Here is an 18731-nt window from a genome sequence, read left to right as displayed (position 1 = left end):
TATTTTTAGAAAAATATATAAAGCTAAAGCTATCACTGTAGTAACTACTTTAAATATATTACTTTGTTTTTTAGTTATCATAACAAATCTTTAAACCTCCAATTTTTTTATAAATCAATATAAGTTATGTATATTTTATCAAATAAATTACATATAACAAAATTTAAAATAAGTATATGAAAAATAATAAGTATAGAAAATAACAGGTATTATTAAACAATTGTAGAAATACTTAAAATAACAAATTTATTTTGCATTAGATAACTTAAAAATGGGGGGAAGATAATTGGGAAATGATTTTTATTGTGAACAAGTATTGAGTAATAAAATAGAAGTTAAGAAAGTGTATGAAACAGAAAATGTATTAGCATATTATCATACTAAGCCAGCATATGAGAAACATATAGTTGTTATACCTAAAAGGCATATAGCATCATTAATTACACTTACTGATAATGAAGATGATTTGTTGTTAGAATTATTAAGTGTAGTAAAAAAAGTTGCGGCAGAGGTTGTAGATGAAGATGGTGCATGTAGAGTTATAACGAACTTAGGAAAATATCAAGATTCTAAGCATTTACATTTTCATTTAGTTTATGGAAGTAGAAAATAAATTTAATATATTAAATAGAAAAACAGTGATTTAAGCATTTAAAACACTGTTTTTCTATATGTTTTAAATTTTGCACTTTAAAGTGATATATATAAATAATGAAACAAAATATAAAAATACAAAGGATTTGGGAAAAATTTGTAGAAAAATTATAATAAACGAAAATCTATATATGTGTTATAAAGTAATTTAAGATGTTAAAAAATTAGAGAATTAATTGTGATAGTAATATTTTTTAGTAAATAAGTAGTTTGAGCATAATAGATAATTTGAAATTTAAAGGGGGATCTTATGAGAGTACGAATATTGCACACTAATGATATTCATAGTAGATTTGAGAATTTCTCTAAGGCTGTAACTAAAATTAAAGAGCTAAGAGATGAAAATACACTACTTTTAGATGCAGGAGATTTTAATGATTTTATGAGGATTGAACTTCAAGGCACAAATGGTGAAGCTGGAGCAAGGTTGTTAGAAAAGGCAGGATATGATGCCATTTCAGTTGGAAATAATGAGGGATTTTCAGGAATAGAAATCATGGAAACTATGATTGGTTCTACTTCTGTATCTTTCTTATCTAGTAATTTGTATAAATATAATAAAGAAAATATTAAAGGGTTAAAGCGAAGTATTATAGTTAATAAAGGAAATATAAGGTTTTTAATAATAGGTGTAACACCTGAATATAATGGATTTTTTGAATTAAATAATTTATATGCTTCAAGTCAAAAAGATGAGATAAAAAAAGAAATTGAAGATAACAAAGGAAATTATGATATATGTATATTATTAAGTCATGCAGGAATGAGAGAAGATAGAGAGTTTTGCGAAAGTATTGAAGGCATAGATATTATAATTGGTGGACATAGTCATATTTTAATGGATAAAGTAGAAAAATTAAATAAAACAATAGTTCATCAATCAGGTTGCTATGGAACCCACTTAGGAGTTTTAGATATAGACATTGAAGACAATGTTATAAAAGAATTTGATGGACAAAATATAGAAATCATAAATGAAATAGAAGATAGTGAAATTAAAGAGCAACTTAAGGTTGAATATGATTTAGCAGTGGAAAATTTAAGAGGGGCTCTTTATGAAATAAATAGGGACGTTTGGCATGATGTAGTTAATGAAAATCCAATAACAAATCTTTTAGCAGATGGTCTAAGAGATGTAATACCATGTGATCTTAGCATAATAAATAGTGGAATAATAAATGGTGGAATAAAAAGAGGTGCAGTTTCAGAAAAAAAACTTTTAGAAATAAGTCCATCACCATTAAATCCAACTTACATGGAAATTAAGGGGAAATATATAAAAGAAGCACTAGAACAATCTCTTAAATCAGAAATATGTATGTTAGATGGAAAGGGAGCAGGGTTCAGAGGTAAATACCTAGGAAGGTTACATGTATCAGGTGCAGTAATAGCTCACGATGGGAAAAACATTATAAGAATAATACTGAAAAATGGAGAATTAGAAGAAGAAAAAGTATATAGAGTAGCTACATCAGATTATTTACAACGAGGTACAGGCTATTCATCTTTAGCAAATAATGAAAATGAAAAATATAATACAGAGTATACAAGGGATACACTAAGAACATATTTATCTAAACCGGAATTTATGGAAAAGTGTTTTGAGGATAGATGGATAAAAATTGTATAAAATATAAAGTTATAAAAAATTATATATGATGATATCTATATAATATATAGATATACTTAAATATAATTTATTAAAAGACACTCTCTAATCAGTGTCTTTATTTTTTATATAATATAAATAAATTGAAGTGTAAATGAAGGAGGAATCAAGTGAACTTAATTATGAATATTATATTTTTCATACAAAAGGTTGATAATTTAATTCTAAATTATATAAAAGATAATATGCATGTACATATTATGGATAAAATTATGGTTATAATAACGTCTTTAGGTAATTGGGGGGTGATATGGATTATAATATCTTGCTTATTAATTATAAATAAAAAGTATAGAAATATAGGTCTTATGGCATTAGGAGCTTTAATATTAAGTACAATATTAGGAGAAGGAATATTAAAACATATAATTAAGCGTACAAGACCATGTGTAGATATATCACCTATAAATCTTTTAATTAAAAAACCATTGTCATATTCTTTTCCATCAGGACATACTACATCTTCCTTTGCTGTAGTAGGAGTACTATATAGATATTTTAAGAATTATACATTTGAACTTTTTGCTATAGCAATTTTAATAGCTTTTTCAAGGCTATATTTATATGTCCATTACCCTACAGATATATTAGGTGGAATAATTTTAGGATTAATATGTAGTAAAATTATAATTCATATATTTAATAGATTTAAATGGAGGATTAATTATGGTAAATAAAAAGTTAGAGTTTTATTATTTTGGTGACGATGGGAAATTTGATGAATTTAACCCTTCTTATGTATGCAATAAAAAATATGCAGCAGAAATATTATATATAATATCAGCGTCTGAACCTTATTCTATGGATATGTTTAAAATTAGCAATAGATTAAAAATTAATGTTGAAAAGGTTGAAAATATAATTTTAAGTCTAAAGAAAATTAGAGCTATAGATGAAAGAAATAGAGGATATAGTATTAATTTTCCTGTATTTTTAGAAGACGATATTGAAAGGTTGGATGGATTTTTAAAGAATGTAGGGAAAATTATTGGAGATAGAGTAATAAGTTTAAGTGATAAAATTGAAAATGAAATTTTAAAGTTAAATTGTATTAAATCTAATTCAGTGGAAAGAGTTCTATATCATATAATTTGTGATGAGATTTTTGATTGAGTAGCTTTTGAATTTTTTGCAAATAAAAATATTTTTTCTGTATCAAAATCACAGCCAGGGGGAAGAGATTACATTATAGTTGCATATGAAAAAAGTGAAAAAATAGAATGTCATAGTAATAAATTGTTATGTAGTAGCAATAATTATAGGGCTGATGATGTTTTATTTAATAGTTTTGGTGATGGAAATGGTTTTAGAAAGGATATATATAGATATTTTAGAATGATTCCTGAAAGTATTGATGAAGGAATTAAATTTCACAGTTTAAATATCGCATATATGGATATTCTAGATGATTTTAATAATATAATTGCTAAAGAGTGTGGTAGCTTAATAAAAAATATATTTACAAACAATAGAAAGTATGTTGATTTAAATAATAAGGAAAGAAAATTAGCAAATTTTTTAATAGAGTTAAATTATTTAAATATAGACAAGGCCAATGGGCATTTAAATATAGATGTGCCAGTGTTTTTTAATAGTGAAAGAGATATTATTCAAAGAATAGGGGAGATAATTCTTTTAGATATATTACCTTATGTTGAAAAAACTTTTATGGAATTAAAAAGAAGCATGGACAAGTTAACTTCAATAAAACATGAGGTTTCAATTAAAGATATTGGTAATGAATTGTGGCATCAAATATTTGGTTATACTAATGAGTATTTAGTTAAAAGTGAGTTTGTAGCAACTCCAAAATTTAAAGAAGGAGAAGGAAGATACCTGCAAAGTATAGTAATATAAAAGAAAGGATAGCTTTTCTAAAGAAAGATACTGCTTTATAGGTTGCTCCATATATATAACTATTTATTAAGTTTAATCTTGATTTGGTAACTTTGACTATAATTTGTAAAGTATTAAAATAATAGTTAGGAAGAGTATATACACCTCAATATTTCAATCGCATATTATGTTTGTATATTTTGTTATTGAGGAGGGGGTATATTATAATGAAAAAATGTTTGTTATCGGTTGATTGGGATTATTTTGTTTATACTCAAAAGGAAAATTGGGGTTCGTATATTGAGAATAATAGGAATGTTATAAATTTATGGTACAAGCGTTATATTCAATGCAGAAATAGAGGGAAAAGTATTGAAAAATCATTTGAGCTTTCTAGAAATGCAAATATTTTTTGGAATAAAATAAAAAGAAATTTTAAATTCGATAAAAATTTAAAGGTTTACATTTCTGATTCCCATGTGTTATCTTATGACATAGCTAAAAAATATGATTGTAATGAGGTGTATCTTTTTGATGCTCATTCTGATTTAGGGTATGGTGGACTATCTTCGCTTAATTTTGAAGTTAATTGTGCAAATTGGTTAGGAAAACTTTTAAAAAATAATATAATTAATAAAGCAAATATTATATATAGTCCGTATACTACAGAAAAACCAGAATATTTCAAGGAAATAAAAAATAAATACAATGTTAATTTTATAGATATAGATGACTTAGAAAAGGACATTTATGTTCCTTCATTACACATTTGTAGGTCAGGTGCGTGGACGCCACCTTGGTTTGATGAGGATTTTAAAGAATTTATAGATAAATTAAAAGTGCCATATAAAGTTGTAGATTGTCCTAAAAGAAATTGGTCACCAGAAAATTTGAGTTTTTCTGATGCTATTTATTATTTAATGTAAAAAATAAAATATTGATTTATAGCGAAAGCTTTCATTTAAGTAATGAAAGTTTTTTGCTTATATATAAGTTTATTTAATATAAAGAAAATAGGTTTAAATGTTTATTGACATTTTAAAAATAATAATATAATATATGAATAATTGATAATGAATATCAATAAAGAAATGGTGGTGACAAAGTGGATAAAAAATTTGATGTTAACAAAATGGATAAGCTTAACAATCCAGAAAGACTAAAACTTATAAGAATAGATAAAATAATTACTGAACTATCTTTAAAGGAAAATCCTACTATTGTAGATATAGGCATAGGTACAGGTGTATTCTCAAAAGAGTTTTTAAATAAAATTCCTAATTCTAAAGGTTATGGATTTGATATATCTAATGACATGATAAAGTGGATAAATGAAAATATCAAGACGGAATTATCCGGTAGATTAGCTGTTGATGTAATGGAAGAAAATAAAATTCCATTACAAGATAATAGTGCTGATTTAGTATTTATGATAACTGTTCATCATGAATTAGATGCTCCGATTGAACTGTTGAAAGATGCAAAAAGAGTATTGAAAGATAAGGGCAAAATATTAATTTGCGATTGGAAAGAAGGATGTCATAAACATTTTGTGACAAAAGAAAGTATTATAGATGATTTGGAAAATGCAGATTTACATAATGTAAAAGAAGTAAATGCATCAGAAAAATTATTATGTTTAATTTGTGAAAAATAGAATATTAAAAACCTTGGACTGCTATATGGTAATTTTAAAATTATTATATAGCAGTTTTTTTATGTAAATTAATGTAATTAAATAAAATATAAAATTGTTTTTAAAATATGTTATTGGCATTTGACAAAAACAAAAAGTAGTATTAATATAATAATTAGCAAATGCCAATAACTTGTTTTGAATAATTATATTTTAGGAGGGTATGAAATGAAAATAGCAATTTCAGCAAATGGAAAAGAGAGTAATAGTTTAGTTGATGCTAGATTTGGAAGATGTGATTTATTTCAGATTCATGATGGTGAAAAAAAACAGTTTTATGTATTAGATAATGAAGGGAAATCTTCATCAGGTGGAGCAGGGATTGTTGCAGCACAACAATTAATAAATGAAAACGTAGATTATATAATTACTGGAAATCTTGGACCCAATGCTTTTAAACTTATAGAAAAAGCAAAAATTAAAGCTTTTAAATCAGATGTTATATTCATAGAAGATGCACTGAAAATGTTAGAAAAAGACGAGCTAGAAGAGATTAGTTTTGCAGGTCCAGAACATGGTGGTATGGGTAATGGACATATGGGAGGAAGATAACTTTGAATATTGCAATTCTAAGTGGAAAAGGTGGAACAGGAAAAACTACTGTATCTACAAATTTAGCTTTAGCATTAAAAGCAAATTATATTGATTGTGATGTAGAAGAACCTAATGGATTTTTATTTTTAAAACCTTATATAGACGAAGAAAAAGAAGTTCTAGTAGATTATCCATTTATAGATGATAGTAAGTGTAATTCCTGTGGAAAATGTGTTAGGGTTTGTCAATTTAATTCTCTAGCTAAGGTTGGCGATGATATAATGCTTTTTCAAAAATTATGTCATAGTTGTGGAGCATGTAAAATTATTTGTGATAAGGATGCTATATCTTATAAGAAAAGAAGTATAGGAAACATTGAAAAAGGAATTTTTGAGGATATTAAATGTATAAGAGGAGTTTTAAATGTAAATGAACCTATGGCAGTACCGGTAATTAAGGAAGTATTTAATAATATAGAAACAAATTTTAATTTAATAGATTGTCCTCCTGGTACTTCTTGTAATGTTGTAACTTCTTTAAAATATGCAAATGCTGCAATTCTAGTTACAGAGCCAACGGAATTTGGTCTTCATGACATGAAAATGGCATTAGAGGTTGTAAAACTTTTTAATATACCTTTTGGAATAATTATAAATAAAGATGATAAAAAAGATAATTTAATTAAAAGATATTGTAGGAAAAATGATATGGAAATTATAGGAGCTTTGCCTTATAGCAGAGAAGTTGCTGAAATATATTCAATGGGGAATATATTATATAAAAATGCAAAATACAAGGAGGTATTTGATAATATAGCAATTAAGGCAAGGGAGGTTCTAAAATGGAATTAGTAGTTTTAAGTGGAAAAGGTGGAACGGGAAAGACTACCATAGCAACTGCGCTATCTCAATTAGCAAAGCAGGTAATAAAAGTTGATTGTGATGTTGATGCACCTAATTTGTCTTTGTTTTATAAAGGTAAAAATATTAAAAAAGAAGAGTTCATAAGTGGCAAGAAAGCTATAATAGATAAAAATAAATGCATAAAATGTGGAAAATGTGAAGAAGTATGTAGATTTGAAGCTATAAGCGATTTTTCAGTAAATGAATTTCTATGTGAAGGATGTACTACTTGTAGTCTTGTATGTCCACAAAATGCGATAACATTTGAAGATGAACATATTGCAGATACTTTTATTACAGATGTAGAACAGGGAATTATTTCTAGAGCTATTATGAAACCTGGAAGTGATGGGTCAGGAAAATTAATAACTCAATTAAGAAAAAATGCAAAACAATACAATAAAAATGATGATTTAATAATTATAGATGGGTCACCAGGGATTGGTTGTCCTGTAATATCTTCTATAACTGGTAGCAATGCAGTTCTAATTGTAACTGAACCAACTAAATCAGGTGTTGAAGATATGATAAGAACAATTTCTCTATGTGAGCACTTTGGTGTACTTACAATGATATGTATAAATAAGTATGATATAAACTTAGAAGTTGCATGCAAAATTGAACAAGTAGCGAAAGATAGGGGAATAAAAGTTGTTGGAAAAATACCTTATGATGATACAGTAATAAAATCCATAAATGAATTAAAACCAATAACTTACTACAAAGAAAGTTTAGCGAATAAATTCATAAAAGATATGTGGAGTAATATAAAGAAAATAATTTATTAATAATATATAAAAATTAGGAGGAATTAAAATGAAAATAGCAATATCAAGCGAAGGAAATTATGTTAGTGGACATTTTGGACACTGTGAAGGATTTAGTATTTATGAAGTAAAGGAAGGAGATATAAATAAAAGTTTCGTTGAAAATCCAGGACATAAACCAGGTTTTTTACCAGTTTTTTTGAATGATTTAGGAATAAATACTATAATTTCAGGAGGAATGGGAGAAAGAGCACAAGAACTTTTTGCAGAAAACTCTATAGAAGTAGTTGTAGGAGCAAGTGGAATTTGTGATGATTTAGTAAACGAATATATAAAAGGAAATTTAAAATCAACAGGAAGTGTTTGTAGAGAACATGAACATGAAGGAAATTGTGGAGAATAAAAATTAGTTTTTAATATTTATTCATGTGATTATCAGGAAGAAAGAATACAATGCTTTTGTGTATTTTAAAATTCTATAATATAGTAGTATAATGTATGAATATGAATTAAAAACTATTTAATCTATAGTGAATCATATTATAAATATTAAATACTAATAAATTGTAGGGAGGAATACAAATGGCAAGACCAACTAAGTGTAGAAGAGTAGAATTTTTTCCAGATAATAATTACTTTGTGCCTTTTGGAAAACCTAAATGCGAAGTTGAAGAAATAATTTTAAAAGTTGAAGAGTTAGAAGCTATGAGACTTAAAGATATAGAAAATTTAAATCAAGAACAATGTGCAAAAAGAATGGAAGTGTCTAGACAAACTTTTCAAAATATCATAGATAGTGCAAGAAATAAAGTTGCAAGGGCTTTGACAGAGGGAAAAGCTATAAAAATAAGTGGTGGAGATTATAGTACAAAATTATGTAAACTTAAATGCATGGATTGTGATAATTCCTATGAAGTAAATTTTAAACAAGATAAAACTTCTTGTCCCCATTGTGGATCTAAACAAGTGATGTGTAATAAAAAATTAGGTTTTTGCAATAAATGGTGTAAGTAGAATTTAGTTATTTCAGTGGAGGTAGTTGTTTTGGAAGAAAATATTATTTTAAAACCTATAGGAATTATTCATAGCAAATTTGAAGATATAAAAAGTATGCCTATTCAACCAACAGGTGATAATGCAGATAAAGGAAAAATAGAGATATTCCATGAGTATGCAGAAGGGTTAAAAGATTTAGAAGAGTTTTCGCACATAATAGTTATATATCATTTTCATAAGGTGGAAAAAACTGAACTTACTGTAAAACCTTTTTTAGATGACAAGGTTCATGGCGTTTTTGCAACAAGGACACCAGTTAGACCTAATCATATTGGTTTGTCAGTAGTTGAAGTAGAGAAGATTTGTGATAAAAACATTTTTGTGAAAAATATTGACATATTAGATGGAACTCCAGTTATAGATGTAAAACCGTTGGTGCCAGGTTTTGATATTCCTAAATCAGATATTAAAATAGGATGGTTAACTGGTAATATTAAAAATGTGTCTACTAGGCTATCAGATAATAGGTTTGAATAAAATGAATCGTTACAGAATATTTAAAAGTATTCTGTAACGATTTATTTTTTATTGTATTAAAGTTGTAATTTGAGTTAACCAATAGTTAATTGAAACTATATAATATAGTGTATTAAGTTTTGGGAGTTAAGTTAGCTATGTCAAAGGATATTTTAAAAAAGATAATGATAAGTTGTCCTAAAATAGATATAAATAATAAATCAAAATTTGTTTTTATAAGCGATTGTCATAGGGGCGATGGAACATGGAAAGATGATTTATTACCTAACTCAAACATATATATGGCAGCATTAAAATATTATTATAAAAAAGATTTTTCATATGTAGAAGTGGGAGATGGTGATGAGTTATGGAAAGTTTCGAAAATAGGAACTATATACGAAATTCACCCAGAAATTTTTAAAATTCTTTTAAAATTTAAAAATAAAGATAAACTTTATATGATTGTAGGAAATCACGATAAGATAAAAAAGAGTAAAAAATTTAAAAAAGAAATAGAATGCTATGAGAATGATGTAAATAAAAAAAATTTATATATGTTATTTAAAGATTTGCCAATTTATGATGGTATTATGTTAATAGACAACAATGTATGTAAAAACTTATTTGTTGTGCATGGACATCAAGTCGATTTCTTAAATTACCAATTAAGTTTTTTATCTAAGTTTTTAGTAAAGTATGTTTGGGGATTTATGGAGCAAGTTTTTGGATTTAAAAATCCCACTAGTCCAGCTAAAAGTAAATCTAGAAGGACAGTGATTGATAGAAAATTAGAGAGGTGGGCAAAAGAAAATAATCAGTCTGTACTTGCAGGCCATACACATAGGTCTATTTTAAATAATAATGGATGTAAATATTTTAATGATGGATGTTGTGTCCAACCATATTCAATGAGCTGTATAGAGTTAGAAAATGGTTTATTAACCCTTGTAAAATGGAAAATAACTTCTTTGGAAAATGGAGTTTTATGTGTAAAAAGAAGTATAATTAGTGAGCCTATAAATATAGATTGTATATAGATAAAATACATTATTTGCAATAAAACGGATATTAGATTTTAAAATTTAATAAATTAATATATAATATATTAATGAGTATTATTATCAATGATATATAGTTAATAATATATTAGATGGGGGAAAATATGTTATTTAATTTAAATGAATTTTTAATGTCAGTGTCATTTGCATTAGATTTTGTTGAAATGGATGTTTTAGGGTTACCTTCTAATCATGGTAAAAGGGTAGCATATATTGCACTAAAAGTTGGGCAACAGTTGGGTTTAAACTCTAAAGAATTACATGATATAGTTTCATTAGCTATTTTGCATGATAATGGGGTAAGTGAAAAAAATTTATATAATAATTTAATGTGTAAAGAAGAAATAAACTTAAATGAAGTAGAAGTAGCAAAGAAGCATTGTATAATTGGAGAAGAAAATATAATTAATTATCCTTTTTTGACTGATGTAAAAAATATAATTAAATATCACCATGAAAAGTATGATGGTTCTGGTTTTTTTAAATTAAAAGGTGATGAGATTCCAATAATGGCACAAATAATTCAATTTGCTAATGATATGGAGATGAATAATAATTTTAAAAGTGATAAAAAAGAAGATATAATATGCTTTATAAAGGAAAGAGAAAATATAAGCTTTTCACATAAAATATCAAGAGCCTTTATAGATATAGCTAGAGATGAAAAATTTTGGACAAATATAAATAATGAGTCTATAAATAATATTATAAAAAAAGAAACACCAAGTTATAGCTTAGAATTGTCCTTTGATGAAATAAGAAATATAACTAAAGTGTTATCAAAGATTATAGACTGTAAATCAAGATATACCCAAAGACATTCTAGAGGATTATCTGAAAAAGTGGGAGTTATGGCAGATTTTTATAATTATAGTCATGATGAAAAAGTCCAATTGATGATTGCAGCAGATCTTCATGATATAGGAAAACTAGCTGTTCCAAATAGTATTTTAGATAGTCCTAATAAACTTACAGAAGAAGAATTTAAGGTTGTGAAAAATCATGCATATTATACAAGAGTTGCATTACATGAAATTAGAGGCTTTGAAAAAATTACTGAATGGGCTGCTAATCATCACGAAAAATTAAATGGAAAGGGCTATCCTTTTGGTTTCACAAAAGATGATTTAGATTTTAATTCAAGGCTGATGGCATGTTTAGATATATATCAAGCCATAACGGAAGAAAGACCTTATAGAAAATCACTTAGTCATAAAGAAGCTATAGATATTTTAAATAAAATGAGCAATGATGGATATATAGATAGCAATATCACAAAAGATATAAATATGGTTTTTAGCCTATAAAAAGTTATATGGATATAAACTCTAAATTTAAATCTTATTATTTAATAAATTGATAATTTTAATAGAACAAGTTTATATTTAAAAATTGGGGAGTCTTTAAATAGTTATCCTTTATAAAAATTTTTAAATATTGACTTGTTATTTTTTTATTAATATTAGAGTATTAATCTTTAATTTGTTAAATACTAACACTAATATATAATTTGTATAAAGTATTTAAAGAAAGGAAGTATTATGTGGACATTAACAAATACACTTATGAGCAATTTAGGATATGTTATTTTAATTGCTTTTACAATTTCAAAAAGTAAAACCTTTAAAAAAGCTTTAGACAATAGTAAATATACCATTAAAGACATAGTTATATTATCAGCTATTTTTTCAGGTTTGGGGATTGTTGGTACTTATTTTGGAGTGGACTATTATGGTGCTATAGTTAATATAAGAAATGTTGGTATTATAGTAGCATCTATAGTTTGTGGACCGTTAGTTGGGGGAATAGCAGGGCTAGTTGCTAGTTTTCATAGAATTATTTCAGGGGTTGGTGCTACAACTGCAATTCCATGTGCTATAAGCACAATAGTAGCTGGTATTATGCCAGGGTATTTATATAAATTAGTTAACACAAATGGTAAATATGTGTTTGGTTGCTTTTGTGCTGTAGTAATTGAAAGTTTTAGTATGATTTTAATTAGAATAATGGTTCCAACAGGAAGTGAAATCATAAGCTCAATTTATATTCCAATGGTTGTTATAAATGGACTGGGCGTTGTATTGGTTATAGGTATAATTGATAATATATTTAAAGAAAAAGAAAAAGTAGCAGGAGAACAAGCTAAATTAGCACTTGAAATTGCTAATAAAACCCTTCCATATTTTAAAGATTTAAATGAAGCATCATTAGAAAAAGTTTGTGAAATTATAAGAGTGGGAGTAGGTGGAGAGGTCGCAATAATAACAGGAAAAGAACATATATTAGCTTATAGCGCTAAAAACAATAAATTAAATATAAAAAGCAAAGAAATAGTTGGAGAATATACTAAAAGAGCTATAAATACAGGAGAAACAGTGATTATATCTGATAAAGAAGAGGAGATAGGCTATAATTGTATTGATGGTATAGAAATAAAATCCGGTATCATAACTCCACTAAATTATGATAAAGAAGTAATAGGGGTTTTAAAAGTCTATTTTAATAAGGATAGTAAAGTAACAGAAGGGAAAAAATACTTGATTTTAGGTCTTAGTAATTTGATATCTACTCAAATACAGCTTGGAAATATAAAAAAACTTGAAGATATGGCTAAAAAAGCTGAAATAAAAGCACTACAAGCGCAAATAAATCCTCACTTTTTATTTAATGCATTGAATACTATAACATCTTTTATAAGAATAAATCCGAGTAAAGCTAGAGAATTAATAATAAACCTTTCAAATTATTTAAGATATAATATTGAGTTTAAGGAAAATTTAGTAGAACTAGATGAAGAAATGGAACATGTTAAGGCTTATGTTTATATTGAAAAATGCAGATTTGGAGATAAAATAGAAGTTCATTATGATATTGATGAAGAAGCTAAAAAAGCAAAAGTTCCAACTTTGATTATACAACCATTAGTTGAAAATGCTATAAAGCATGGGATTTTAGAAGATGTTTTTGGAAAAAATGTATGGATAGAAGTTAAGAAAGTACATAATGGCTTTAAAGTTATAATAGAAGATGACGGCTGTGGTATAGATAATAATATAGTAAATCAAATATATAATGATAAAGTGGATGAAAATAAAATCGGTCTATACAATGTTCATAGTAGAGTAAAACTTATATATGGGAAAGGACTTGAAATTGAAAGATTAAAAAAAGGAACAAGAATAAGTTTTATTATAAATTAAAGGTTAGGTGATATTATGAGATGTATAATAGCAGATGATGAGTTTCCATCAAGAGAAGAATTAAAATATTTTATAACTGAATTTAGTAATCTAGAGGTTGTTAAAGAATTTGAAAATGGATTAGATGTACTTAAATTTATGGAAAATGAACATATAGATGTTGCTTTTTTAGATATAAATATGCCAGGACTAAATGGAGTGGGCGTAGCAAAACTACTAAATAGAATAAATAATAAAATTAAAATAATATTTATAACAGCATATAAAGAATATGCAGTTGAAGCTTTTGAAATTCACGCTTTTGATTATCTTTTAAAACCTTATTCAGAGGAGAGAATTTTATCTTGCTTAAAACGATTAAAAAGTAGTAATGAAAAGACTGATATTAAAGACAGTGATAATATAAACACAGTTATAGAGAAAATAACAATTATAGATCAAGGAAAAATGTATTTGATAGATGCAGATGAAATTTATTATATAGAAGCTCATGGTAAAGTTGTAAAGGTATTTACTAAAAATGGGGAGTTTATATCTAAAAATAAGATTTCTGACATTATGGAAAAGTTAAATAAAGAAAAATTTTATAAATGTCATAGATCTTATATAGTTAATTTAGATAAGGTAAAAGAGGTCATTCCATGGTTTAATTGTACATATGTATTAAAATTAAAGGATATAGGCAAAGAGGTTCCTGTAAGTAGGCAAAATATAAAAAATTTTAGAAAGTTAATTAATATGTAAAGGTTTATGTCTATTCGTGTAGGAATATTGCATTTCATGCCAAAATTAAGCATCTCATTCCCATTATGTTTTGAATTGAGGGAAAATTGCATACAATAAAGGTGCAATAATAATAAATATTTTGGGGGAGATGATAAAATGATTTCGTTTTTAGCATCATTAATATTGTTAATAGTCGGATATTTTACTTATGGAAAATTTGTAGACAAGACATTTGGAATTGATAACAAAAATGCAACTCCTGCAGAAACTTTACAAGACGGAGTTGACTATGTGCCAATGAGTTGGCCAAAAATTTTCTTAATCCAATTTTTAAATATAGCAGGTTTAGGACCAATATTTGGAGCTATTTCAGGAGCATTATGGGGTCCAGCAGCATTTTTATGGATTGTTTTTGGTTGTATTTTTGCAGGTGCAGTTCATGATTATTTTACAGGCGTGCTTTCAATGAGAAATGGTGGAGCTTCAGTTTCAGAACTTGTAGGTAAGTATTTGGGAGAAGGTCCAAGAAAAATAATGATAGTATTTTCAGTTGTTTTATTAATTTTAGTAGGTGTGGTGTTTTTAACAGGACCAGCAGATTTATTGAAAACTTTAACTGGAATAGATAGAAGAATTTTAATAGGAATAATAATAATTTATTATATAGCAGCAACAGTACTTCCAGTAGACAAAATAATAGGAAAAATATATCCTTTATTTGGAGCAACATTGCTTATAATGGCAGTAGGTATTGGAGTTGGAATAGTAATTGGTGGTTATAACATACCAGAGGTTACATTAGCTAATTTCCATCCAAAAGGAACACCTATATTTCCTTACTTATTTATAACAATAGCATGTGGAGCTATATCAGGTTTCCATGCAACACAATCACCAATAATGGCTAGATGTGTAAAAAGAGAAAGCGAAGCTAGAAAAGTATTTTATGGTGCAATGATAGCTGAAGGTGTTATAGCACTTATATGGGCAGCGGCAGCAATGTCATTCTTTGGAGGAACTGAAGGATTACAAGATGCTATAGCAAACGGAGGACCAGCAGGAGTTGTAAATACAATATCTAACACTTTAATGGGTAAGGTTGGAGCGATATTAGCAATTTTAGGAGTTGTAGCTTGTCCTATATCTTCAGGTGATACAGCATTTAGAAGTGCTAGATTAACAATTGCAGATTCTATGGGAATGAAGCAAGATAAAATAGCTAATAGATTTAAAATAGCTATCCCATTGTTTGTAGTTGGAATAGGTCTTACTATGATAGACTTTACAGTAATATGGAGATACTTCTCTTGGGCGAACCAAACTCTTGCAATGATAATGTTATGGGCATCAGCGGCATATTTAGTTCAATCAGGAAAAAATTATTGGCTTTGTGCAATACCAGCGGTATTTATGTCTGCAGTAACTAGTGCATATATATTACAAGCACCAGAAGGGTTAAGATTAAATGCAATGGTATCAAACATAATAGGAGTAGTATTTGCATTAATCTTGTTCATAATTTTTATGAGATATACAAAGAAAAAAGGCAAGGAAGTTAATGGTTAATCAAATGTAAAAATAAAATAAACTTATTATACTAAGAGTAAAAAGTGTTTCTTTAAATGATAGAATTAGTTTAAAGAAGCACTTTTTATATTTATAAAAATTTATATTACATATAACAGTCAGTATATTACATTTGCAGAAATATATATATTTAAATAACGAGTATTTATATAGGGTTACAATCTTGTACTTAGAATTTTTATTATTACATGATGTATAGGGTTCCAAGTTGACTTTTAAAATTATCCATTCCAAAACTTGGATACCCCAAATAGTGAGACATGCTCTGAATCACTTGGAACTCAACACTATATTTTGTATAAAAATATTTTAAGGTTATTGAATAAATTTAAGTTGGAGCTTGTTTCCCTATAGTAATAGCAAAGAAAAAAGATATTTTAGTAGAATAGAGTGGATTGATTTTACGTACATGATTACAACCTTAGAATTAAAGGGAAATGTAAACGTATATTTTATAATTAAAGTAGGAGGAAAAAACATGTATAAGATTCTTCATATTGAGCAAAGTGAATTTTTTTGTAAAATAATTAAACAGAGTTTAATAGAAAAGGGATATAGTTATTTAGCCACAGATAATTTTTATGATGGATATAATATACTAAAGGACAATGATATAGATTTAATAATTACATCTTCAATTGGTAGAGAAGGGACTATTGAAGAATTTTTAAAAAGAGTAAATATAAGTGATAAAAATGAAGTTCCTATAATAGTAGTTAGTAGTAATAATGTAGATGAAGAAAAAAAAGAGCTATTTAATTTAGGCATTACAGATTATATTTTAAAAGATAATCTACAAGATGGTATAATAAATCGAATATCAGAAATATTAAAAGAGGATGATTATATGGCAAATTTAAAGTTATTAAATTTTGCTATAGTTGATGACAATTCTTTAGAGAAGATGATAGAAAAAGATATTTTAAATAAATATGGAATAAATAATGTTGAATATTTTAATTCTGGTAAAGAATTATTTGAAAGTGGAAAAAAATATGATTTATATTTGATAGATATAGTTTTGCAAAATGAATTTGGAAAAGACTTAATACAGGAAATAAGAAACAGTAATAGAAAGGCTATAATAATAGCAGTAACTTCTTTAACAAATTCAAAAATTTTATCTAGTATTTTAAATTCTGGGGCTGATGATATAATAGGTAAGCCAATTGATGAAAATTTATTTATATCAAAGTTAAAAACAAATATTAGGATTCATATTTTAAATGAAAAAATAAAAGAAGTGCTAAAAGAAATAAAAAGTAGATAAGAAAATTACTTAAAAATTAAACCAATATAAAATATTTTATAAGATATTAAAAGGAGTATGTTATGGAAAATATTTATTTTTGTTATTATAATTCACCGATTGGAATTTTAAAAATACATGCAAATAATAAAGCTATAACTGAAATTAAATTTGTTCAGCAAGTAGATGAAATAGAACTGAAAAGTAATAGATTAAATTCTATAATTAATCAATGTGTTGCAGAGTTTAATGAATACTTTACTGGAAAGAGAAAAGACTTTGAAGTTAAAGTAGCTTTAAGGGGAACAGAATTTCAAAAAAGTGTTTGGGAAGAATTAAAAAATATTCCTTATGGAACCGTAAAAACTTATAAAGATATTGCTATAAGTATAAACAATGAAAAAGCTGTTAGAGCAGTTGGGAATGCTAATAATAAAAATAAAATACCGATAATAATACCTTGTCATAGAGTTATAGGAAAGAGTGGAAAATTAGTTGGATATGCTGGTGGATTAGATAAAAAAGAATGGTTGTTAAAACATGAAACAGAAAATGCATAATATATAAAGTATATGTAAAGAAATAGTTAATAAAGTTAAATAAGTAAACAAATTTTTAACTTTAATAGTATAATAATACAAATAAATAAAATAAAGTAAAAAAGGGGATGTAGTAAGTGCTAACTTTTATTACAATTCTAGGTGTGATTTTATTTGTATTTTTAGTTTATCTATTAATAAAAGACTGCTTAGTAAAGTTTAAATTAAGTGAAAATGGTTTTAAAAATGCATTATATGTAATAATAATTCTCTTTGGAATCTTTTTTAGTTTTTCCATGTATTTGAATTCAAATGAAGTAAATGAGCTAAAAGTTTATTATGAAGCATCAGTTTTAAATAAAAGTTTAGATGAGAAGGAGCTTGATGAAGTACAAAAACGAATAATACAGTGTACTAAAAATAGCAAAAAGTATTCTCTATATGCTTTAATTGATTTAGGAATAGTTTTAGTTGTAAGAAGTAACATAAAAAAAGAAAGAGCAAAATTACTTGAAGAACCTAAGAAAAGATGGAGTGATATTGAAAAAGAACAAGATTTAGATAAAGAGTAATAAATTTTATCTTATAGGAGAAGAATAAGTAATAAATAAAATAACTCCAAGGAGAATTAAGGTTATGACTAATAAAATAAATAATAAAACAAACAAAAACATAGCGGCAATAGGTAATTATACTAAAAATGCTGTTGAAAGATTTGAGGAAAATATAGTAAATCAAACTGATTATTTAGAAAAAGTTAAGGAAAGCACCTCAAAAAACAAAGAAATAGAAGGTTAAG

General features: G+C 26.2%; 22 protein-coding genes. All 22 read left to right on the top strand.

Going from position 1 to position 18731, the window contains the following annotated elements; all coding sequences use genetic code 11:
* Positions 1 to 286: 286 nt before the first annotated feature.
* The 22 genes from ACYUE0_RS04445 to ACYUE0_RS04340 all read left to right on the top strand — a co-directional run bounded on the left by ACYUE0_RS04445 (position 287) and on the right by ACYUE0_RS04340 (position 18730).
* On the top strand, positions 287 to 613 hold the full coding sequence (locus ACYUE0_RS04445) for an HIT domain-containing protein (RefSeq protein ID WP_460269630.1): 327 nt from the start codon (positions 287 to 289) through the stop codon (positions 611 to 613).
* A 291-nt stretch (positions 614 to 904) separates the two neighbouring features.
* Positions 905 to 2284 carry a bifunctional metallophosphatase/5'-nucleotidase gene (locus ACYUE0_RS04440; protein WP_460269628.1) on the top strand — a complete coding sequence of 460 codons (1380 nt, stop codon included), beginning with the start codon at positions 905 to 907 and terminating at the stop codon, positions 2282 to 2284.
* Between the two features lie 161 nt (positions 2285 to 2445).
* The gene (locus tag ACYUE0_RS04435) at positions 2446 to 3000 is read left to right on the top strand and encodes a phosphatase PAP2 family protein (protein ID WP_460269680.1); all 555 of its coding nucleotides are present in this window, start codon (positions 2446 to 2448) and stop codon (positions 2998 to 3000) included.
* Positions 2990 to 3436, top strand: a complete 447-nt coding sequence (locus ACYUE0_RS04430; RefSeq protein ID WP_460269627.1) for a hypothetical protein — start codon at positions 2990 to 2992, stop codon at positions 3434 to 3436. Before ACYUE0_RS04435 ends, ACYUE0_RS04430 begins: the two co-directional genes overlap by 11 nt.
* Positions 3437 to 3559: 123 nt before the next feature.
* On the top strand, positions 3560 to 4180 hold the full coding sequence (locus ACYUE0_RS04425) for a hypothetical protein (protein ID WP_460269626.1): 621 nt from the start codon (positions 3560 to 3562) through the stop codon (positions 4178 to 4180).
* 206 nt (positions 4181 to 4386) lie between these two features.
* Positions 4387 to 5085 carry an arginase gene (locus ACYUE0_RS04420; RefSeq protein WP_460269625.1) on the top strand — a complete coding sequence of 233 codons (699 nt, stop codon included), beginning with the start codon at positions 4387 to 4389 and terminating at the stop codon, positions 5083 to 5085.
* A gap of 179 nt (positions 5086 to 5264) precedes the next feature.
* Positions 5265 to 5816, top strand: coding sequence for a class I SAM-dependent methyltransferase (locus ACYUE0_RS04415; RefSeq protein ID WP_460269624.1), 552 nt, complete (start codon positions 5265 to 5267; stop codon positions 5814 to 5816).
* A gap of 207 nt (positions 5817 to 6023) precedes the next feature.
* Entirely contained in the window at positions 6024 to 6407 is a 384-nt protein-coding gene (locus tag ACYUE0_RS04410; RefSeq protein WP_199870531.1) for a NifB/NifX family molybdenum-iron cluster-binding protein, read from the top strand.
* 2 nt (positions 6408 to 6409) lie between these two features.
* On the top strand, positions 6410 to 7240 hold the full coding sequence (locus ACYUE0_RS04405) for a P-loop NTPase (protein ID WP_460269622.1): 831 nt from the start codon (positions 6410 to 6412) through the stop codon (positions 7238 to 7240).
* A complete protein-coding gene (locus ACYUE0_RS04400; RefSeq protein ID WP_460269620.1) occupies positions 7231 to 8079 on the top strand; it encodes an ATP-binding protein in 849 nt (282 codons plus the stop codon). Before ACYUE0_RS04405 ends, ACYUE0_RS04400 begins: the two co-directional genes overlap by 10 nt.
* A 28-nt stretch (positions 8080 to 8107) precedes the next feature.
* Positions 8108 to 8461 carry a NifB/NifX family molybdenum-iron cluster-binding protein gene (locus tag ACYUE0_RS04395; protein WP_460269619.1) on the top strand — a complete coding sequence of 118 codons (354 nt, stop codon included), beginning with the start codon at positions 8108 to 8110 and terminating at the stop codon, positions 8459 to 8461.
* A 179-nt stretch (positions 8462 to 8640) separates the two neighbouring features.
* Positions 8641 to 9072, top strand: a complete 432-nt coding sequence (locus ACYUE0_RS04390; protein ID WP_010294954.1) for a DUF134 domain-containing protein — start codon at positions 8641 to 8643, stop codon at positions 9070 to 9072.
* Between the two features lie 30 nt (positions 9073 to 9102).
* Positions 9103 to 9591 carry a tRNA (N6-threonylcarbamoyladenosine(37)-N6)-methyltransferase TrmO gene (tsaA, locus tag ACYUE0_RS04385; protein WP_061996401.1) on the top strand — a complete coding sequence of 163 codons (489 nt, stop codon included), beginning with the start codon at positions 9103 to 9105 and terminating at the stop codon, positions 9589 to 9591.
* 137 nt (positions 9592 to 9728) lie between these two features.
* Positions 9729 to 10610 carry a metallophosphoesterase gene (locus ACYUE0_RS04380; RefSeq protein ID WP_460269618.1) on the top strand — a complete coding sequence of 294 codons (882 nt, stop codon included), beginning with the start codon at positions 9729 to 9731 and terminating at the stop codon, positions 10608 to 10610.
* 125 nt (positions 10611 to 10735) lie between these two features.
* A complete protein-coding gene (locus tag ACYUE0_RS04375; protein WP_460269617.1) occupies positions 10736 to 11938 on the top strand; it encodes an HD-GYP domain-containing protein in 1203 nt (400 codons plus the stop codon).
* 234 nt (positions 11939 to 12172) lie between these two features.
* On the top strand, positions 12173 to 13831 hold the full coding sequence (locus ACYUE0_RS04370; RefSeq protein WP_199870534.1) for a LytS/YhcK type 5TM receptor domain-containing protein: 1659 nt from the start codon (positions 12173 to 12175) through the stop codon (positions 13829 to 13831).
* A 15-nt stretch (positions 13832 to 13846) separates the two neighbouring features.
* The gene (locus ACYUE0_RS04365) at positions 13847 to 14575 is read left to right on the top strand and encodes a LytR/AlgR family response regulator transcription factor (RefSeq protein ID WP_061996397.1); all 729 of its coding nucleotides are present in this window, start codon (positions 13847 to 13849) and stop codon (positions 14573 to 14575) included.
* Positions 14576 to 14713: 138 nt separating this feature from the next.
* Positions 14714 to 16123, top strand: coding sequence for a carbon starvation CstA family protein (locus ACYUE0_RS04360; protein ID WP_199870535.1), 1410 nt, complete (start codon positions 14714 to 14716; stop codon positions 16121 to 16123).
* Positions 16124 to 16622: 499 nt separating this feature from the next.
* Positions 16623 to 17414: a response regulator gene (locus tag ACYUE0_RS04355; RefSeq protein ID WP_199870536.1), complete on the top strand. Its 792-nt coding sequence runs from the start codon at positions 16623 to 16625 to the stop codon at positions 17412 to 17414.
* Between the two features lie 62 nt (positions 17415 to 17476).
* Positions 17477 to 17953: a methylated-DNA--[protein]-cysteine S-methyltransferase gene (locus tag ACYUE0_RS04350; protein ID WP_199870537.1), complete on the top strand. Its 477-nt coding sequence runs from the start codon at positions 17477 to 17479 to the stop codon at positions 17951 to 17953.
* Between the two features lie 116 nt (positions 17954 to 18069).
* Positions 18070 to 18504, top strand: a complete 435-nt coding sequence (locus ACYUE0_RS04345; RefSeq protein ID WP_061996394.1) for an LMBR1 domain-containing protein — start codon at positions 18070 to 18072, stop codon at positions 18502 to 18504.
* A 64-nt stretch (positions 18505 to 18568) separates the two neighbouring features.
* The gene (locus ACYUE0_RS04340) at positions 18569 to 18730 is read left to right on the top strand and encodes a hypothetical protein (protein WP_199870538.1); all 162 of its coding nucleotides are present in this window, start codon (positions 18569 to 18571) and stop codon (positions 18728 to 18730) included.
* Position 18731 lies beyond the last annotated feature (1 nt).

It is taken from the genome of Clostridium sp. CTA-19 (assembly GCF_054767855.1).
Note: the sequence above shows the minus strand (reverse complement) of the source record. Positions and strands in the feature narration are given on the sequence as shown.